15 protein-coding genes and 3 tRNA genes are annotated in these 16222 nt (G+C 72.4%); 7 read left to right on the top strand and 11 right to left on the bottom strand.

The features are described from left to right. Positions 1–14 precede the first annotated feature (14 nt). Positions 15–88 (bottom strand) — tRNA-Asp (locus tag AC57BS_RS10405). Between the two features lie 81 nt (positions 89–169). Continuing rightward, a tRNA-Glu gene (locus AC57BS_RS10400) sits at positions 170–242 on the bottom strand. A 197-nt stretch (positions 243–439) separates the two neighbouring features. On the opposite strand from AC57BS_RS10400, the gene AC57BS_RS10395 reads away from it, so the two are divergent. The 7 genes from AC57BS_RS10395 (at position 440) to AC57BS_RS10365 (ending at position 6272) form a co-directional block, all read left to right on the top strand. After that, a complete protein-coding gene (locus tag AC57BS_RS10395) occupies positions 440–832 on the top strand; it encodes a response regulator (protein ID WP_496411371.1) in 393 nt (130 codons plus the stop codon). A gap of 23 nt (positions 833–855) precedes the next feature. Beyond that, entirely contained in the window at positions 856–1014 is a 159-nt protein-coding gene (locus AC57BS_RS10390) for a hypothetical protein (RefSeq protein ID WP_496411370.1), read from the top strand. 45 nt (positions 1015–1059) lie between these two features. After that, positions 1060–2175, top strand: coding sequence for a cytochrome P450 (locus AC57BS_RS10385; protein ID WP_496411369.1), 1116 nt, complete (start codon positions 1060–1062; stop codon positions 2173–2175). Beyond that, positions 2172–3500, top strand: a complete 1329-nt coding sequence (locus tag AC57BS_RS10380; protein WP_496411368.1) for a sensor histidine kinase — start codon at positions 2172–2174, stop codon at positions 3498–3500. Before AC57BS_RS10385 ends, AC57BS_RS10380 begins: the two co-directional genes overlap by 4 nt. 47 nt (positions 3501–3547) lie before the next feature. After that, positions 3548–3621: transfer RNA gene (locus AC57BS_RS10375), tRNA-Phe, on the top strand. Between the two features lie 91 nt (positions 3622–3712). Further along, positions 3713–5044 (top strand): hypothetical protein, encoded by a 1332-nt coding sequence (locus tag AC57BS_RS10370; RefSeq protein ID WP_496411367.1) that lies wholly within the window; start codon positions 3713–3715, stop codon positions 5042–5044. A gap of 118 nt (positions 5045–5162) precedes the next feature. Beyond that, positions 5163–6272 (top strand): Glu/Leu/Phe/Val family dehydrogenase, encoded by a 1110-nt coding sequence (locus AC57BS_RS10365; RefSeq protein WP_496411366.1) that lies wholly within the window; start codon positions 5163–5165, stop codon positions 6270–6272. A 205-nt stretch (positions 6273–6477) separates the two neighbouring features. On the opposite strand, the gene AC57BS_RS10360 is transcribed toward AC57BS_RS10365, so the two are convergent. The 9 genes from AC57BS_RS10360 to AC57BS_RS10320 form a co-directional block, all read right to left on the bottom strand. Further along, on the bottom strand, positions 6478–6666 hold the full coding sequence (locus AC57BS_RS10360; RefSeq protein ID WP_129456864.1) for a DUF3073 domain-containing protein: 189 nt from the start codon (positions 6664–6666) through the stop codon (positions 6478–6480). A 156-nt stretch (positions 6667–6822) separates the two neighbouring features. After that, positions 6823–7917 (bottom strand): phosphoribosylformylglycinamidine cyclo-ligase, encoded by a 1095-nt coding sequence (purM, locus tag AC57BS_RS10355; protein WP_496411365.1) that lies wholly within the window; start codon positions 7915–7917, stop codon positions 6823–6825. A 24-nt stretch (positions 7918–7941) separates the two neighbouring features. Continuing rightward, positions 7942–9474 carry an amidophosphoribosyltransferase gene (gene purF, locus AC57BS_RS10350; protein WP_496411975.1) on the bottom strand — a complete coding sequence of 511 codons (1533 nt, stop codon included), beginning with the start codon at positions 9472–9474 and terminating at the stop codon, positions 7942–7944. 36 nt (positions 9475–9510) lie between these two features. Continuing rightward, complete coding sequence (locus tag AC57BS_RS10345; protein ID WP_496411364.1) at positions 9511–10005, bottom strand: (2Fe-2S)-binding protein; 495 nt, start codon at positions 10003–10005, stop codon at positions 9511–9513. Positions 10006–10015: 10 nt separating this feature from the next. After that, entirely contained in the window at positions 10016–12355 is a 2340-nt protein-coding gene (locus AC57BS_RS10340) for a molybdopterin cofactor-binding domain-containing protein (protein ID WP_496411363.1), read from the bottom strand. Between the two features lie 116 nt (positions 12356–12471). Further along, positions 12472–13512 carry an NAD-dependent epimerase/dehydratase family protein gene (locus AC57BS_RS10335; protein WP_496411362.1) on the bottom strand — a complete coding sequence of 347 codons (1041 nt, stop codon included), beginning with the start codon at positions 13510–13512 and terminating at the stop codon, positions 12472–12474. Continuing rightward, on the bottom strand, positions 13512–13979 hold the full coding sequence (locus AC57BS_RS10330; protein WP_496411361.1) for an SRPBCC family protein: 468 nt from the start codon (positions 13977–13979) through the stop codon (positions 13512–13514). The genes AC57BS_RS10335 and AC57BS_RS10330 overlap by 1 nt, the downstream gene beginning before the upstream one ends. Positions 13980–14031: 52 nt before the next feature. Continuing rightward, complete coding sequence (locus AC57BS_RS10325; protein WP_496411360.1) at positions 14032–15381, bottom strand: dipeptidase; 1350 nt, start codon at positions 15379–15381, stop codon at positions 14032–14034. Positions 15382–15405: 24 nt separating this feature from the next. Next, positions 15406–16212, bottom strand: coding sequence for a GNAT family N-acetyltransferase (locus AC57BS_RS10320; protein WP_496411359.1), 807 nt, complete (start codon positions 16210–16212; stop codon positions 15406–15408). Between the last annotated feature and the right edge of the window lie 10 nt (positions 16213–16222).

The raw sequence follows: 16222 nt of genomic DNA, 5'->3' as shown, positions 1-16222 counted from the left end.
TTGTCATGCCTCTGCGACCCCGACGGGACTCGAACCCGCGGCCTCCGCCGTGACAGGGCGGCGCGCTAACCAACTGCGCTACGGGGCCAGGTGTTACTGGTGAAGCGGGTGGAACTCTAACCCATGGCCTCGGGTGACACCCAATCGGCATCGACACCGGGCCGGATCGCACCCCCAACCGGATTCGAACCGGCGCTACCGCCGTGAAAGGGCGGGGTCCTGGGCCGCTAGACGATGGGGGCCAGCTCGTCCCGGGCATGCCCGGTGGAGCAGCGCCCAGCATAGGGCCAGCGAGCGCCCGCCTCCCAACCCGACAGCCACGCGCCCCACCCGAACCCATCGGGGAGGAGCGTCACCGGGAGGTGAAAAGACACCCACCAGAGGGGCAATTCTGCGAGACCCCAGCGAGTTGCCACTCTCTTTGACTAATCTTGCCTACGTGAGCAGTGAAGGGCGTCATCTGCGCTTCCTCGTCGTCGACGACAACGAGGACATCCGCGACGTCTTCTGTCGTCTCATCGAGCGGGCCGGCCACGACGCCGAGACCGCCGTGGACGGGCAGGAGGCGGTCGAGACGCTGCAGGGCGAGAAGTTCGACGTCATGCTCCTCGACCTGACCATGCCGCGCATGACCGGCGTCGACGTGGTGCGCTGGCTGCGCGCGCACCCCGACGTCGCCCCGGAGCTGCGGATCGTGGTCATCTCCGCCTGGGCCGGCGAGCACCGCGCGGTCCTCCAAGAGCTCGGCATCACGACGGTCATGCAGAAGCCCCTGCGCATCCAGCAACTGACCGATCTCATAGCCGAGACACTCCGCGACATGGAGTCCTGAACCCGTCCCTGAAGCAACACCGGGTGAAGAGCTCCGCGGCGTGTCCCCTGTGCGCCTACCTGGTGCACAACCAACCCACCCTGGAGAACCCCATGATGAACCGCATCTTCACCGCCATCGAGCGCAAGCGCGCCGTCAACCACATGCCGTACGCCTGGCGTCCGGCGCCGCCGCGTCGCTGACGCGTCCGGCAGACCACGAGACGTGACCACTCCCCTGTGAGTCACATGGACAGCGTCGAGTCGGCCGGTGGCCAGCTCGGCGCTGTCCTCTCAGCACCGCGTGACGGCGCGGCCGCGCTCGGCCCCGGGGGCCCGTGGCTGGCCACCAGCCTGGAGCAGGCGCGCCAGGTGCTCACCGACCCGGCCACGTTCGACTTCCCGGGCAATGTCAACCGGACGGGCGACCTCTCGGGCAGCCGCGGCGAGACGCGCTCGGGCCACACCGTCTTCGCCCCGGTCTCCCCGGACCAGGTCGCCCGGGGCGTGGCGGTCTTCGACGCCCAGTGGGCGGCCGCCCTCCTCGACCACGCCCACAGTGCGCGTGGCGAGCCGTACGACGCGATGCAGCTGCTGCGCCGGCCGGTGGCGCGCTCGACCACCGCCGCCGTCCTGCCCGACCTCGACGACGCGCGGCGGGACGCGGTCGCCGACCACGTGCTCGCGTGGATCGACGCCCTCGGCCCGGTGATCGCCGCACACCGGCGGCCCCGGCGCTGGAGCAGGATCCGCCGGACGGAGCACGACACGCGCGTGGCGCTGGAGGACGTCCTCGACGACGCGCTCGCCTGCCTCCCGGGCGAGGACCGCACCGCCCAGCAGCTCGCGACGATGCTCGCGGCCGGCATCCAGGTTCCCATCGCGGCCGGCTCCTTCCTCCTGGCCTGGCTGGCCCAGCACCCGGCGCCGGCGACGGACCCGGTCCACGTCGTGTGGGAGACGCTGCGCCTGACCCCGCCCACCTGGCTCACCGCCCGGGTGACGACGAGGCAGGTCGAGCTCGGCGGGGCCAGCATCCCCGCTGGCCGGGTGGTGTTCGTCAGCCCGCTGCTCCTCGGGCGGCTGGCCGCGCTGGTGCCCGGCGCCGAGGACGCGCTGACCGACTTCGCCCCGGACCGCTGGCAGGACGGGACCCGACGCCCAGGGGCATGGCTGCCGTTCGGTGCGGGACCGCACGCCTGCCCGGGGCGTAGCCTCGGCATGGCGGTGCTGGTGCGCCTCGCCTCCTGGGGCGCGGACCACGAAATGGCGTTGAGCGAGGACGTCCGGATCGACCAGAGTCGGGGCATGTCCCCCGTGCCGTGCCGGTTCACCGCCACCGCCAGATCGGAGACGTCGCCGTGATCGAGCACCCCGCGCTGCAGGACGCGTCGGCCACCGGTCCGACGTCGCCCGCGGCGGCCGGGTTGGCGGTCACCATCCTGACCGGTGCCATCGGCGTCGACGGAGCCGTCGACCTCGCGGCCCGGCACCTGCTGACCCACGAGCGGGTCGACGTGGTCACCTCGGTGCTGACCCGGTTCCAGCCCGAGGACACCCGCGAGTGGAAGGGCCTGGGCGGCCGCGCCTGGATCCGGGAGTGGGCGGCGCCGGGTGCTGGCGTGACCGTCGTCCCGCCAGCGGAGGCCGGTCCGGAGGCGGCCCTCACCATGCCGTGGCTCTCCCGGCTCGCGCGCTCCGGCGACCTCGTCGTCATCGTGGATCGCGAGAAGCTGACCGACGAGGCGGCCCAGGACCGCGACGAGCTGGCCCGAAGCGACATCCGGAGCCTCGTCACATCGGCCTTCACCGCGGGCGGCGACATGTACGGCAGCCTGTCAGCGGTCAGCAGCCAGACCGGTCCCTGGCCGGACACCCTCGTGCAGGACTTCAAGCTGCTCAACGCGGCGATCATCTCCCGCCTGTCCCTCGAGCAGTCGCGCCGCTCCCTCGCCGAGGCGATCGAGGCGGGCACGGAGGCCCAGGTGGCCTACCAGCACTTCTTCGGCTCCGTCGGTCACGAGCTGCGTACGCCGCTGTCGGCGATCCTGGGCTACACCGAGGTGCTCGTCGACGAGGCCGGCCAGACCCCCGACGACCCCGTCTCGGCAAGCGTGCTCCGCGACGGGCCGGTGATGATGCGCGCCTGCGAGCGGGTGCTCGACGTGGTCGACAGCCTGCTCGGAGCCGGTCGGACCCTCTCGAGCGACGACGAGCGGCAGGACGTCCTCGTCGGGGACGCCGTCGCCGACGTCGCGCACTGGCACCGCACCCCTGCCCAGACAGCGGCCGTCGAGATGTACATCGACGTCGACCCCGCCGCCACCGTGCGCGCGCACCCGTCCGGCGTACGCCAGGTGCTGACGAGCCTGCTCGGCAACGCCGTCGCCCACCACCACCCGCACGGCGGCACCGTGGACCTCTCGACGCAGCGCCTCCTCGGCGAGAGCGGCCAGGAGATGGTGCGGATCATCGTGCGGGACAACGGCCCCGGCCTGACGCCCGAGCAGCTCGAGCACGTCTTCGAGCCTTTCGTCCGCTACGCCGGTCCCGAGGTCCCGGGCAGCGGCCTGGGCCTGTCGATGGCTCGCACGATCGCGGAGCGGGACGGCGGGGCGGTCCGCGGCGAGTCCACGCCGGGGGTGGGCTCGTCGTTCTGGGTGGAGCTGCCGGTGCGCGACCCGTCCTGAGCCGATTCCACCCCTGCCACCGGGCTCATGTATTCTCGACCCCGCTTGGGCAGGTAGCTCAGTTGGTACGAGCGATCGCCTGAAAAGTGATAGGTCGGCGGTTCGACCCCGCCCCTGCCCACAAGCACAGAAGGGCCCCGATCACGTCCCGATCGGGGCCCTTCTGCTGGTCCGCCGCCACCGGCGTTCCCGGCGACCGGGAGGATGGTGCGGTGCTCCCCCGCTTCGAGATCGTCAGCCGGCTGCATCCGGTCGACCTCGTCTCGCCCGGCTCGATCCTGGTCGAGGAGACCACGGACGGCGTCGTCGCGCTGCCCGCCGTCGCGCCGTACGTCGCCGCCACGACCGAGGTGCGCGACGGAGCCCGGGTCGCGCTGCACCTCGCCGACCACCGCATCGGCGCGTCTCTCGAGCACGGCTCGGTCGGCCTGACCCTCACCCGCGGGCACGAGACGCAGGAGCTGCGGAGCCGGCGCTTCCACCAGGCCGTCGCGCCGACCGAGCTCGGGCTGACCCTCACCGGGACCCACGTGACCGCCTGGACCCGGGAGGCGGCCGGCTGGGTGGCACGCGCCCGGCACGACCTGCGCGACGTGGTCGACACCCGGGACGAGCATGCGCTCACCGACCTGCGCGTCGAGCTGCCGCCCTGGGGCGGCACCGGCGGCGGCTTCGGGCAGCTCGGGCTGCGCGACGTACGGTTCGTCACCGCCGCGGACGGGACCCCGCTGCGGACGGACGGCGCGCTGTGGCTGACGGCCACGTCGGCCGGGCCCGGGTTCTTCGACACGGCCCACACGAGCGTGTGGCGCCTCGACCCCGCGGCCCTCGAGGTCGAGCACACCGGCGACCTGTTCTTCCGGCGCCCCGACCGTCCGGGCGTCTTCGGCGACCACGCCACCCACATGGTCCGCACCGACGACGGCTGGCTCGTCGCGACGAGCACGTGGGGTGACTTCGAGAAGCCGACGACCCGCGCGGGGCGGCGGGAGCCGGCGGGGCTGCGGGTGACCCTCGCCGGGCAACGGGCCTCCGTCGACCTGCTGCGCGGCACCCACGTCCTCGACACGCGCGAGCTCCCGCTGCCCACCGACGGCCTCGACTCCATCGCCACGTGGGACCCCCACCTCGTGCGCCGCGACGGGCGGTGGCTGGTCGGGTTCGTCAGCGCGCGCCGCTTCTTCGACTTCCACCCCGCGCTGGCGGGCGGCACCGAGCTCGACGACCTGCGGCTGCTGGGTGCGGCGACCGACCGCCGCGCGACCGAGGGCACGACCCTCGTCGAGGTCGACGGACGGATGGTCGTGCTGGCGAGCGACGGCCGCGACTCGCGGCGTGGACAGCGCGCCCGCTTCCCAGCGTACGACCTCGCGATGACCGAGATCGGGACGCTGGACGCGCCCTACCCCACCAACCTGCCGTGGCCGACGCTCGCGCGGCTCGACGACGGCTGGCTGATGGTCACCTTCAACGGGCGGCGGGCGGGCGGAAAGCTGCTCGGCTACGGCACCCACGGCGCCCTCGTGGTGATGCGGTCGGTGTGATGCGGCCTGCGCGCGCGGGCGGGACTACGCTGGGCGTGACGGCGGTCACCACCCCTCGACCGCGCTGACCAGGCCCGCACACCCCGCGGCCGCACCCACCAGAAAAGGATCAACGAGCATGTCAGGACCCCTTGCCCCGACTGGAACGGCTGGTTCCGGCGTCGACGTCTTCGAGCTCGGGAGCGAGCACGAGCAGGTCGTCTTCTGCAACGACCCGGCGACCGGCCTCAAGGCCATCGTCGCGATCCACTCCACTGCCCTGGGCCCGGCCCTCGGCGGGACCCGGTTCTACCCCTACGCCAGCACCGACGACGCGATCGTCGACGTGCTCAACCTCGCGCGAGGGATGTCCTACAAGAACGCACTCGCCGGCCTCGACCTGGGCGGCGGCAAGGCTGTCATCATCGGCGACCCGGCCGAGCTGAAGTCCGAGGCGCTGCTGCGCGCCTACGGCCGCTTCGTCCAGTCGCTCAACGGCCGCTACTTCACCGCGTGCGACGTCGGCACGTTCAGCGAGGACATGGACCACATCGCCCGCGAGTGCGACTTCGTCACCGGCCGCACCGTCGCCCACGGCGGCGCCGGCGACAGCTCGGTGCTGACGGCGTACGGCACCTTCCAGGGCATGCGCGCCGCGGCGGAGCAGGTCTGGGGCGAGCCCACCCTCGCCGGTCGCACCGTCGGCGTCGCCGGCGTGGGCAAGGTGGGTCGCCACCTCGTGCGTCACCTCGTCGAGGACGGCGCCCAGGTCGTCGTGACCGATGTGCACGCCCCGTCGGTCGAGGCGATCCGCGCCCAGTTCCCGCAGGTGCGGGCCGTCGCCTCCACCGAGGAGCTGGTCGCGAGCGAGATCGACGTCTACGCCCCGTGCGCCATGGGCGGTGCCATCAGCGACGAGGTGCTCGAGGTGCTGCGCGCGTCGATCATCTGCGGCGCGGCCAACAACCAGCTCGCCCACCCGGGCATCGAGAAGCAGGTCGACGAGCGCGGCATCCTCTACGCCCCCGACTACTGCGTGAACTCCGGCGGCGTCATCCAGGTCGCCGACGAGCTCGAGGGCTTCTCCTTCGAGCGCGCGCAGCAGCGTGCGACGGGGATCTTCGAGACCACCCGCCGGGTGTTCGAGCTGGCCGAGGCCGACGGTGTCACCACCGCCGAGGCGGCCGACCGCCTCGCCGAGCGCCGGATGCGCGAGGTCGGCCGCCTGCGCGGCATCCACCTGCGCTGACCGACCCGCGCCGACCGGGCGCTTCGTGCCCGTCACGACCGCCGACCGGGCGCTTCGTGCCCGTCCGGGGGTGCGGACGGGCACGAAGTGCCCGCTCACGCCGCAGGACCGGCACGAAGCGCCCGGTCAACGTCCCGAGCACCTCGAGGCGCGGTCGTACGCCTCGTCACCCGGTGGACCGGGCGGGGTGATCGGGTGCGATCAGTCAGTCTGCGCGACGACGCGGGTCGGCATAGTCCGACCACTCGTCCTCGCTGGGATCGACCTCACTCGTGGAGTGAGAGTCCTCTCCGTGCAGCTCCTTCGCCAGCGCGCCGAAGTCCGTCTCGTGAGTACGGTACTTCAGGTCGCGGGCAACCTTCGTCTGCTTCGCCTTCGCTCGGCCGCGCCCCATAGGGTCGACCCCCTCGCACACTTGGCCGGGGCTGTCGGAGAGCCGCCCGACGCACCCGGTCTGATCGGTTACATATCGTGGGGACAACGCTACCTGAGCGGTGGGTGTTCCCGCACACCAAGACCCGGCATTTCGCCGGCCAAGTGCCGAAACTCGTCACCAGCCGGGGTGCTGGCCCTCCATCAGGACCCGACCGCCGTTGGCGTCGTCGGCCCGCACCTCGCCCGCGACCCACGCCCGGATGCCGTGGCCGGCGAGCACGGAGACGGCGGTGTCGACGGACTCGGGTGCCGTGAGCGACACCATGCCGACCCCGCAGTTGAGGGTCGCCTCCAGGTCGGGCTGGGACACGTCGCCGACGCGGCGTACGACGTCGAAGACCGGCTGCGGCGTCCACGTCGAGCGGTCGATGCGCACCGACAGCTCCTCCGGCAGCACGCGCTCGAGGTTCGCCGCGAGGCCGCCGCCGGTGACGTGCGACATGGCGTGGGTCTCGGTGCGGTCGGCGAGGTCGAGGCACGCCTTGGCATAGATCCGGGTCGGCTCGAGCAGCTCCTCGCCGAGGGTGCGCCCGAAGTCGTCGACCTGCCGGTCGACGGTCCATCCCGCTCCCCCGTCGTCAGGGGAGCCGAGCAGCACGTGGCGGACCAGGGAGTAGCCGTTGGAGTGCAGGCCGCTGGCCTCCATCGCGATCACGACGTCGCCGGGGCGTACGCGCCCGGGGCCGAGCAGCTTGCTGGCCTCCACGACCCCGGTGGTGGCGCCGGCGACGTCGTAGTCGTCGGGGTCGAGCAGGCCGGGGTGCTCGGCGGTCTCGCCGCCGATGAGCGCGCAGCCGGCGACGACGCACGCCTCCGCGATGCCCTTGACGATGGCCGCGATGCGCTCGGGGACGACCCGGCCGCACGCGATGTAGTCGGTCATGAACAGTGGCTCGGCGCCGCACACGACGAGGTCGTCGACGACCATGCCGACGAGGTCGAAGCCGATGGTGTCGTGGACGTCCATCAGCTGCGCGATCGCGACCTTGGTGCCGACGCCGTCGGTCGAGGTCGCGAGCAGCGGGCGCTCGTAGCGCGTGAGGGCCGAGGCGTCGAAGAGCCCCGCGAAGCCGCCCAGTCCGCCGATCATCTCGGGGCGGCGGGCCTTCTCGACCCAGCCCTTCATCAGGTCGATCGCGCGGTCGGCCGCCTCGATCGAGACCCCGGCGGCGGCGTAGGCCCCCTCGGTGCGGGCACTGTGGTCGGTCACGGAGCTCCTCGGAGTGCGTGCGGATCAGGGGTTGTTGAGGACCGGCAGGGCGCGGCCCATCGTCGGCGACTGCAGCGTCGCCTCGAGCAGGTGCTTGCCGAGCAGGCTCTCGTCGGGCAGCTCGATCGGGTACTCACCGGTGAAGCAGGCCTGGCACAGGCGATCGGCCGGTTGCCCGGTCGCCTCCACCATGCCCTCGAGCGAGATGTAGCCGAGGCTGTCGGCCCCGACGCTGGCGGCGATCTCCTCGGGGGTGAGTCCGTTGGCGATGAGCTCGGCTCGGGTCGCGAAGTCGATGCCGTAGAAGCACGGCCACTTCACCGGCGGGCTCGAGATCCGTACGTGGACCTCGAGAGCGCCCGCCTCCCGGAGCATCCGGACCTGGGCGCGCTGGGTGTTGCCGCGCACGATCGAGTCGTCGACCACCACGATGCGCTTGCCGCGGATCATGTGCTCGAGGGCGTTGAGCTTGAGCCGGATGCCGAGCTGGCGCAGCGTCTGGCTGGGCTGGATGAACGTGCGACCGACGTAGGCGTTCTTGACGAAGCCCTGGCCGAACGGGATGCCGGACTCGGCGGCATAGCCCGAGGCGGCGGGGGTGCCGGACTCCGGCACCGGCATGACCAGGTCGGCCTCGACCGGGAACTCGCGGGCGAGGCGACGGCCCATCTCGACGCGTGCCTCGTGGACGTTGCGGCCGCTGATCGTCGCGTCGGGGCGGGCGAGGTAGACGTACTCGAAGACGCAGCCCTTGCGAGCCGGCTCGGCGAAGGTGTGCGAGCGGAGACCGTTCTCGTCGATGACGATCATCTCGCCGGGCTCGACCTCGCGCACGACGCTGGCGCCGATGGTGGCCAGCGCGGCGTCCTCGCTGGCCACGACCCAGCCGCGGTCGAGGCGTCCGAGGACCAACGGGCGGATGCCCTGGGGGTCGCGGGCGGCGTAGAGGGTGCCCTCGTTCATCCAGACGAAGCAGAAGGCTCCCCGCAGCAGCGGCAGGACCTCCAGCGCGCGCTGCTCGAGCGTCGTGTCGGGATGGTGCGCCAGCAGCGCGGTGACGAGGCCGGTGTCGTTGGTGGAGGTCTCGACGTCGCGGGCCTGCAGGGGCAGCTCGCCGTCAGGGTCGGGGAGCGCGGTGACCATCTCGCGCAGCTCGTGGGTGTTGATGAGGTTGCCGTTGTGGCCCAGCGCGATCGACCCGTCGACGGTGGGCCGGAAGGTGGGCTGGGCGTTCTGCCACGTGCTCGCGCCGGTGGTGGAGTAGCGCGAGTGGCCGATCGCCAGGTGGCCTTTCAGCGAGTCGAGCGTCGACTCGTCGAAGACCTGCGAGACCAGACCCATGTCCTTGTAGACCAGGATCTGGCGCCCGTTGCTGACCGCGATGCCGGCCGACTCCTGCCCGCGGTGCTGCAGGGCGTAGAGGCCGAAGTAGGTCAGCTTGGCGACGTCCTCGCCGGGGGCCCAGACGCCGAAGACGCCGCAGGCGTCCTGCGGGCCCTGGTCGTGGGGGTCGAGGGCCGTGGTCAGACGGCCGTCGCCGCCCTTCCGCTTGCTCATCGGCTGGGGCACGGCCCCGAGTCTACGGCCGCGCGATCACATCCTCGACGCCCCGTCTCGGATCGCCTCCCGGATGCGGGTGTAGGTGCCGCACCGGCAGATGTTGCGGATCGCGTCGAGGTCGGCCTCGGAGATCGTGCGACCCTCGGCCTGCACCCGCTTGACCAAGGCCACGGCAGCCATGATCTGGCCGGGCTGGCAGTAGCCGCACTGCGCCACGTCGCGCTCCAGCCACGCCTCCTGCATCGGGTGGAGGTCGTGGTCGCCGCGCTGCGCGGGCTCGACCTGGTCGGGCAGCCCCTCGATGGTCGTGACCTCGTCCTCCGGCCCGATCCTGCCCACCGGCACGGCGCACGGGTTGAACGCCTTGCCGTTGATGTGCGAGGTGCAGGCCTTGCACACGTTGATCCCGCAGCCGTACTTGGGGCCGGTGACGCCGAGGAGGTCTCGGAGCACCCACAGGAGTCGTACGTCGTCCTCGACGTCGACCGTGACCCGCTCGCCGTTGACGATGAATGTCTGCTCAGGCATGGAGTGCTCCTCAGGAGGTGAGGTCGAGGCCGTTGGTCGGCGACTGCGGGACGGGCGGGACGAAGGGCTTGGGCTCGAAGGACAGCTGCCGGTGGTTGATCGGGAACTCGGTCGGCATGGTCCCGGTGGCCCGGGCGTACGCGCAGGCGACCGCGGCGAACGATGCGGCGACACCCGCCTCGCCGGCGCCTCCGGGGACCTTCTCCTCGGACGGCACGACGATCACCCGGACGTCGGGCGGGGTGTTCCACTGGCGCGTGTAGAAGTAGTTGTCCCAGCTGGCCTCGAGGAAGTGCCCGTCACGCAGGTGGAGGCTGGAGGTCAGGGCGAGGGCGATGCCGTCGTTGATCCCGCCCTGCATCTGCGCCTCGAGCCCGCGGGGGTTGATCGCGAGGCCGACGTCGATGGCGAAGGTGACGCGGGTGACGCGCGGCCCGGTGACGGCCTCGCGGATCCTGCGCCCGGTGGTCGCGGGTCGGGTGTCGATCTCCACGAGGCAGGCCGAGACGCCCTTGTACTCCTTGTGGATCGCGATGCCCTGGGCGGTGCCGGCCGGCATCGACCTGCCCCACTCCCCCGCCTGGGCGACCGTGTCGAGCACCGTGAGCAGGCGCGGGTTGCGCTGGAACTTCCGGCGGAACTGGTAGGGGTCCATCCGCATCTTCGCCGCGAGCCTGTCGACGATGAGCTCGCTCGCGACGCGTACGTCGGGTGAGTAGATGTTGCGCATCGAGCCGGTGTTGAAGCGGTCGTCGGTCTCGACCAGCGTCTGCACGACGGCACCGAAGTCGTAGGGCACCTCCTGGGTGAGGGCGAAGATCGTCTCGGCGAAGCCGAGGTTGCCCACCCCGGCGGGGAGGTCGGCCGCAGCGGCGGTGATGATCTCGCCGAGCCCGTGGCGGAAGTCGGTCTCCACGCACGTGAGCGACTGGTTGAAGGCCAGCACGTTGTCGCCGAGCACCGTCGCCTGCACCCGGCAGGTGCCCAGCGGGTGCCCGCGCCCCACCCGGGCGTCGTCGGCGCGGTGCCACATCAGCTTGACCGGTGCCGCCATCGCCTGGGAGATCTCGGCCGCTTCGAGCGCGGCGTCGAAGAACAGCCGCCGACCGAAGGACCCGCCGGCGGTGACGACGTTGACCGTGACCTGGTCGGGCCTCATCCCGAGCTTGAGGGCGATCTGCTGCTGCGCGACGATCGGCGACTTGAGCCCGGACCAGATGGTCGCGCCGTCGGACCGGACGTCGGCGATGGCGCTGTTGGTGTCCATCGCGGAGTTGCTGCGGAACCAGAACGTGAAGTCGCCGGAGACGGTCTGCGCGAGCGGGGTGTCGGGGAGCTCCGGCATCGGCGGCTGCGCGGCACGGACCTTGCGCAGGATCGTCTCGTCACTCTCCCCCGCGACCGGACCGTCCTGCCACACCACGTCGAGGGCGCGTACGGCGTCGATGCACTGCCCGAACGTCTCGGCCCGCACCGCCACGCCCGTGCTGACCTGCGCGACGTGGGTGACGCCGGGCATCGCCTCCACCTGGGCCCGGTTGCGTACGGACACGGGCGTGCCGTTGAGCGTGGGCGCGCGGCACACCATGGTGGGCAGGGCGCCGGGGACGTCGAGGTCGGTCGTGAAGTCCTTCGCGCCGGTCACGGCGGCGAGCGCGTCGACCCGGCTCGTGGGCCGGCCGATGACGGCGAAGTCGCTCTCGGCGTTGAGCTCGACCTCGACGGCACGCGTGCCGCCCGCACCGGCCCTGACCGCCAGCTCGCCGTAGGTGACGGAGGTGCCGTCGGTCGCGGTGATGACGCCGCCCTTGGCGACCAGTCCGTCGACGGTGTCGCCCAGCACGATCGCGGCGGCCTCGAGGAGGGCGAGGCGGGCGACCGCGGCAGCGACGCGGATCGGGGTGTAGGTCGAGATGGTCGTGTTGGAGCCGCCGGTGAGCTGGTTGAACAGCAGCTCGGGTCGGGCCGGCGCCAGCGTGACCCGCACCTGCTCCACCGGCAGGTCGAGCTCCTCGGCGATGAGCATGGCGCTCGAGGTGGTGATGCCCTGCCCGACCTCCATCCGCGGCAGCTCGAAGCTCGCCGTGCCGTCCTCGTTGATCGTGACGGTGATGAGGTTGGCGGTCGGGCGCGCCGCGTCGGTCAGCATGTCGTTGAGGTCGTAGAGCTCGGGGACCTGCGGGGCCGTCGGGATCTCGGCTCCCGCGGCGGGAGGGTCGAGGACCAGGTCGGCGGCGGCCACGAGGGTGGCACCGCCCAGCACGTAGCCGACGAAGCGACGCCGGTCGAGGGCGTACGGGGCAGCAGGAGCAGCCGGAGGGGCAGGGGGAAGGTGAGGCTCAGGGGGCACCGGGATCACCCGTTCTGGTCAGCCCCGGCTGCCTCCCGGGGCGGAGGTCCCTCCCCAGGAACCGCGTCCCGACACTGTGACAGTCTCGCTGTCAGCGTTCAAGGGGCGTCTCGCGCTCAGGCGCCCGGCAGCAGCGCTCGTACGCGGTGGAGCGCGAGCCGGGCGGCCGTCCGGCCGGCCGCCGGCAAGGGGAGGACGTCGAGCAGCGGGTTGCGGCGCGCCCACGCGGGATCAGACGGCAGGGCACCCTCGGGGCCGGCGTACATCGGGGTGAGCGCGCGGCGCACGGCCTCCTCGATGCCGAGGAGCGGACCGCCGGAGCGCGGCTGCCAGGTGTGCCCGGGCCGGCACACCATGTCGTGGTGCAGGGACTCGATCAGGGCCGTCACGGTGTGGAACGGCGCCGTGGTCGCCAGGGCGGTCGCGAGCCCGACCAGTCCGGTCGGGGCGACCGGCGCGGGGACCCGGAGCCGGGACAGGCCCGCCTTGCCGCCCACCACCTGCATCAGGTCGGGGTAGGCGACGACGTCCGGACCGCCGACGTCGACCGCTCCGCGCGGACCGTCCTCGGCGAGCGCGTCGTCGATCGCGCGCAGCACGTCGGAGACCGCCACCGGCTGGACGCTGCTGCGCATCCAGGTCGGCACGGGCTGCACGAGGAAAAGGGTCGCGACCTGGCGGATGATCTCGAAGGACGTCGACCCGGCGCCGATCACGACACCGGCCCGCAACGCCACGGCCCCTTCGGTGGCGCCCAGCAGGATCCGCTCCACCTCGAGCCGCGAGGAGATGTGGGCCGACAGGTCGGACTCGGGGACGTCGGGGACGAGCCCGGACAGATAGACGACGCGGCGTACGCCCGACTCCCGCACGACGGCCGCCACCGTCTCGGCCCCCACGCGGTCGCGGTCGGAGAAGTCGCTGCGGTCGAGGGAGTGCACGAGGTAGACCACGGCGTCGACGCCGTCGACCGCCGCGAGGACGGCGGCGGGGTCGGTCACGTCGCACCGGATCGCGTGGACCCGGTCGTCCCAGCCGAAGCGGTCCGGGCGCGGCGCGGACGACGAGGCGGCCACCACGTCGTGGCCGTGCTCGAGGAGGTGCGGCACCAGCCGGGACCCGACGTAGCCCGTGGCACCGAGCACGAGGACCCTCATCACGCCTCGCCGAGGTGCTTGAGGAGGTTGCGCGAGAAGACCGCGCCCATGTGCTTGACCACCCCGGCCATCACCCGCTCGACCGCCGGCCGGGCGAGGCCGGGCAGCGGCAGCCGGGCGCTGATCTCCAGGTCGATGCTCACGTCGGTGCCGCCGTCGGGGTGGTCCGCCAGCTCGTAGGTGCCCTCGACCGCCGTCATCTCGTCGGTGCGCGCGGGGTCGTGGTGGAACCTGATCCGCTCCTCCGGCTCGAACTCCATCACCTCGGTGAAGTGCGGTGCGACCGAGACGTGCAGGACGGGGATGGTGCCCATCCGCCACGTCCACCGGTCGCCGTCCACGTCGATCGAGGTGACGTAGGGCGTCATCCGCGCGATCAGGTCAGCGTCGGTCAGGGCAGCCCACACCTCGCGGCGCGGGGAGCGGAGCACCGCCGAGGAGCGGTCGCGGGCACGGAAGGTCGCCATGCCCGCCACGCTACCGACGGTCCCCAGCAGCGGGCTCACCCGCCGGAGCGTCTCAGCCCCGCGGCAGCTCGCCCAGGTTGCGCAGCAGCAGGGCCTCGGCCTTGACGACCTTCTCGAACTCCGCGAGGTGCAGGCCCTCGTTGGCGCCGTGCGCACGGGTGTCGGGGTCCTCCACGCCGGTCACCAGCACGCTCGCCTGCGGGAACGCCTCGAGGAACTCGGCGATGAACGGGATCGACCCGCCGACGCCCATGTCGACGGGCGCGGTGCCGTCCCAGGCCTCGGCGAACGCCGCGCGCGCGGCGTCGTAGGCCGGACCGCTGGCGTCGATCTGGGTGGCCTCGCCGGTGTCGACGACCGTCGTGGTGAGCGTCGCGCCCCAGGGGGTGTGCTTCTCGAGGTGGGCCTGGAGGCACGTCACCGCGTTGGCGGTGGTGTCGCCGGGGGCGATGCGCATGCTGATGCGGCAGCGTGCGGCGGGGACGAGCGTGTTGGAGGCGCCCTCGACCTTGGGGGCGTCGAGGCCGGTGATGCTGATCGACGGCTTGGTCCACAGGCGCTCGACGACCGAGCCGGAGCCGATCCACTCGATGCCCTCGGCGGCGCCGGACTCGGCACGCAGGCGGGCCTCGGGGTACTCGACGTCGGCGGCAGGGCCGGCGTGCAGGCCCTCGACGGCGACGTTGCCGGCGTCGTCGTTGAGGCTGGCGATGAGGCGGCTCAGCGTCATGATCGAGTCGGGGACGAGGCCGCCCCACATGCCGCTGTGCACGGCGTGGGTGAGCGTACGGACCTCGACGTCCATCCGGACGAGGCCGCGCAGGCTGGTGGTGAGGGCGGGCTCGCCGATGTCCCAGTTGCCGGAGTCGGCGATGACGATGACGTCGGCCTCGAGGCGGTCCTTGTGGGTCTCGAGCAGCTCGACGAGCGTGTCGGAGCCGACCTCCTCCTCGCCCTCGATGAAGATCACCAGGTTGACCGGCAGCTCGTCGCCGAAGATCCGGACCGCACCGAGGTGGGCGGCGATGCCGGCCTTGTCGTCGGCAGCGCCGCGGCCGTAGAGGCGGTCGCCGCGCTCGGTCGGCTCCCACGGCGGGGAGTCCCAGTCGGCGTGGTCGTTCTCGGGCTGCACGTCGTGGTGGGCGTAGAGCAGGACCGTCGGAGCGCCCTCGGGACCGGCCTTCCTCGCGATCACGGCGGGCGGGGCGCCGTCGTACGCGCGGACGATCTCGCACTCGAAACCCTCCGCGGCGAACAGGTCGCGGGTGGCCTCGGCGCTGCGCTCGACCTCGCCGGCGCGGGCCGGGTCGGCGGAGACGGACTCGATGCGGACGAGGTCCTCGAGGTCGCGGCGGATGCCGGGCATGACCTCGGCGAGACGAGCGGCGATGTCGACAGTCATACGGGCCACCCTAGGACTCGGGTCTCAGCCGTCGAGACCGGCCCACTCCCCGCTGCGCATCTCCATCATCAGCTGCCGCTCGTGGTCGGCGAACCCGAGGCGGCGGTAGACCCCGATCGCCTCGCCGTCGGCGTCGGCGACGATCACGAGGGTGCGTACGCCGAGGTGGTCGAGGGCGTGCCGGCCGGCGGCGTGCACCACGGCGGCGGCCAGTCCCCGGCGGCGGTGGTCGGGGTGGGTCTCGACGCTCTGGAAGCGGGCCACGCCGTCCTCGGCGACGAAGACGCCGGCGGTCGCGACGAGCTCGCCGTCGACGAACGCCCCGAAGCGCTGGCCGCGGCCGGCGTCGACGAGCCTGCGCTCCTGGACGTTCTTCTGGCGGGCGAACGTCATGAACGCCTCCTCGGTCGGCCGCGCGTCGACGTGGCGGCTGAGTCGGGCGCGGGCCTCCCAGTCCTCGTCGCCGTCGAGCGCACGGACCTCGGCCTCGACCTCGCGGGGCGGCTGCAGGCTCGTCGCGGTCAGGACGGTCGCGACGTCGACGGTCAGCCCGGCGTCCTCGAAGGCCGCGCGTGCCTCGTCGGTCAGCTCGGCGGTGTCGATGCCGATGCTGACGTGGTCGGCCAGCGGGAACTCGGTCCGGAACGCCGCCACGACCTCCCGCTCGCCGCCGGGCACGGGCGGCTCGGCGAGGAGGAGGAAGTTGCCCCAGAAGTAGGACGGGTTGTCCGGCGACCGCACGACGAGGTGGGTGCCCCGGTCCTCGACGATGCTGCCGGAGGCGGTCAGCAGCGCCAGGTCGGTGCGGAAGCCGAGGGAGCTCACGTTCATGTGGCGGAGG

This window comes from Nocardioides sp. BGA-UO-ETr-FS32 (assembly GCF_059567905.1).
This window is presented reverse-complemented; position numbering and strand designations above follow the sequence as displayed.

Bases quoted from the DNA above. Each gene is read 5' to 3' on its own strand.
- AC57BS_RS10385 (WP_496411369.1), top strand. From the start codon at position 1,060: ATGGACAGCGTCGAGTCGGCCGGTGGCCAGCTCGGCGCTGTCCTCTCA.
- AC57BS_RS10345 (WP_496411364.1), bottom strand. From the start codon at position 10,005: ATGCCTGAGCAGACATTCATCGTCAACGGCGAGCGGGTCACGGTCGAC.
- AC57BS_RS10325 (WP_496411360.1), bottom strand. From the start codon at position 15,381: ATGACTGTCGACATCGCCGCTCGTCTCGCCGAGGTCATGCCCGGCATC.
- AC57BS_RS10320 (WP_496411359.1), bottom strand. From the start codon at position 16,212: ATGAACGTGAGCTCCCTCGGCTTCCGCACCGACCTGGCGCTGCTGACC.
- purF (WP_496411975.1), bottom strand. From the start codon at position 9,474: ATGAGCAAGCGGAAGGGCGGCGACGGCCGTCTGACCACGGCCCTCGAC.
- AC57BS_RS10360 (WP_129456864.1), bottom strand. From the start codon at position 6,666: ATGGGGCGCGGCCGAGCGAAGGCGAAGCAGACGAAGGTTGCCCGCGAC.
- AC57BS_RS10330 (WP_496411361.1), bottom strand. From the start codon at position 13,979: ATGGCGACCTTCCGTGCCCGCGACCGCTCCTCGGCGGTGCTCCGCTCC.
- AC57BS_RS10365 (WP_496411366.1), top strand. From the start codon at position 5,163: ATGTCAGGACCCCTTGCCCCGACTGGAACGGCTGGTTCCGGCGTCGAC.
- AC57BS_RS10335 (WP_496411362.1), bottom strand. From the start codon at position 13,512: ATGAGGGTCCTCGTGCTCGGTGCCACGGGCTACGTCGGGTCCCGGCTG.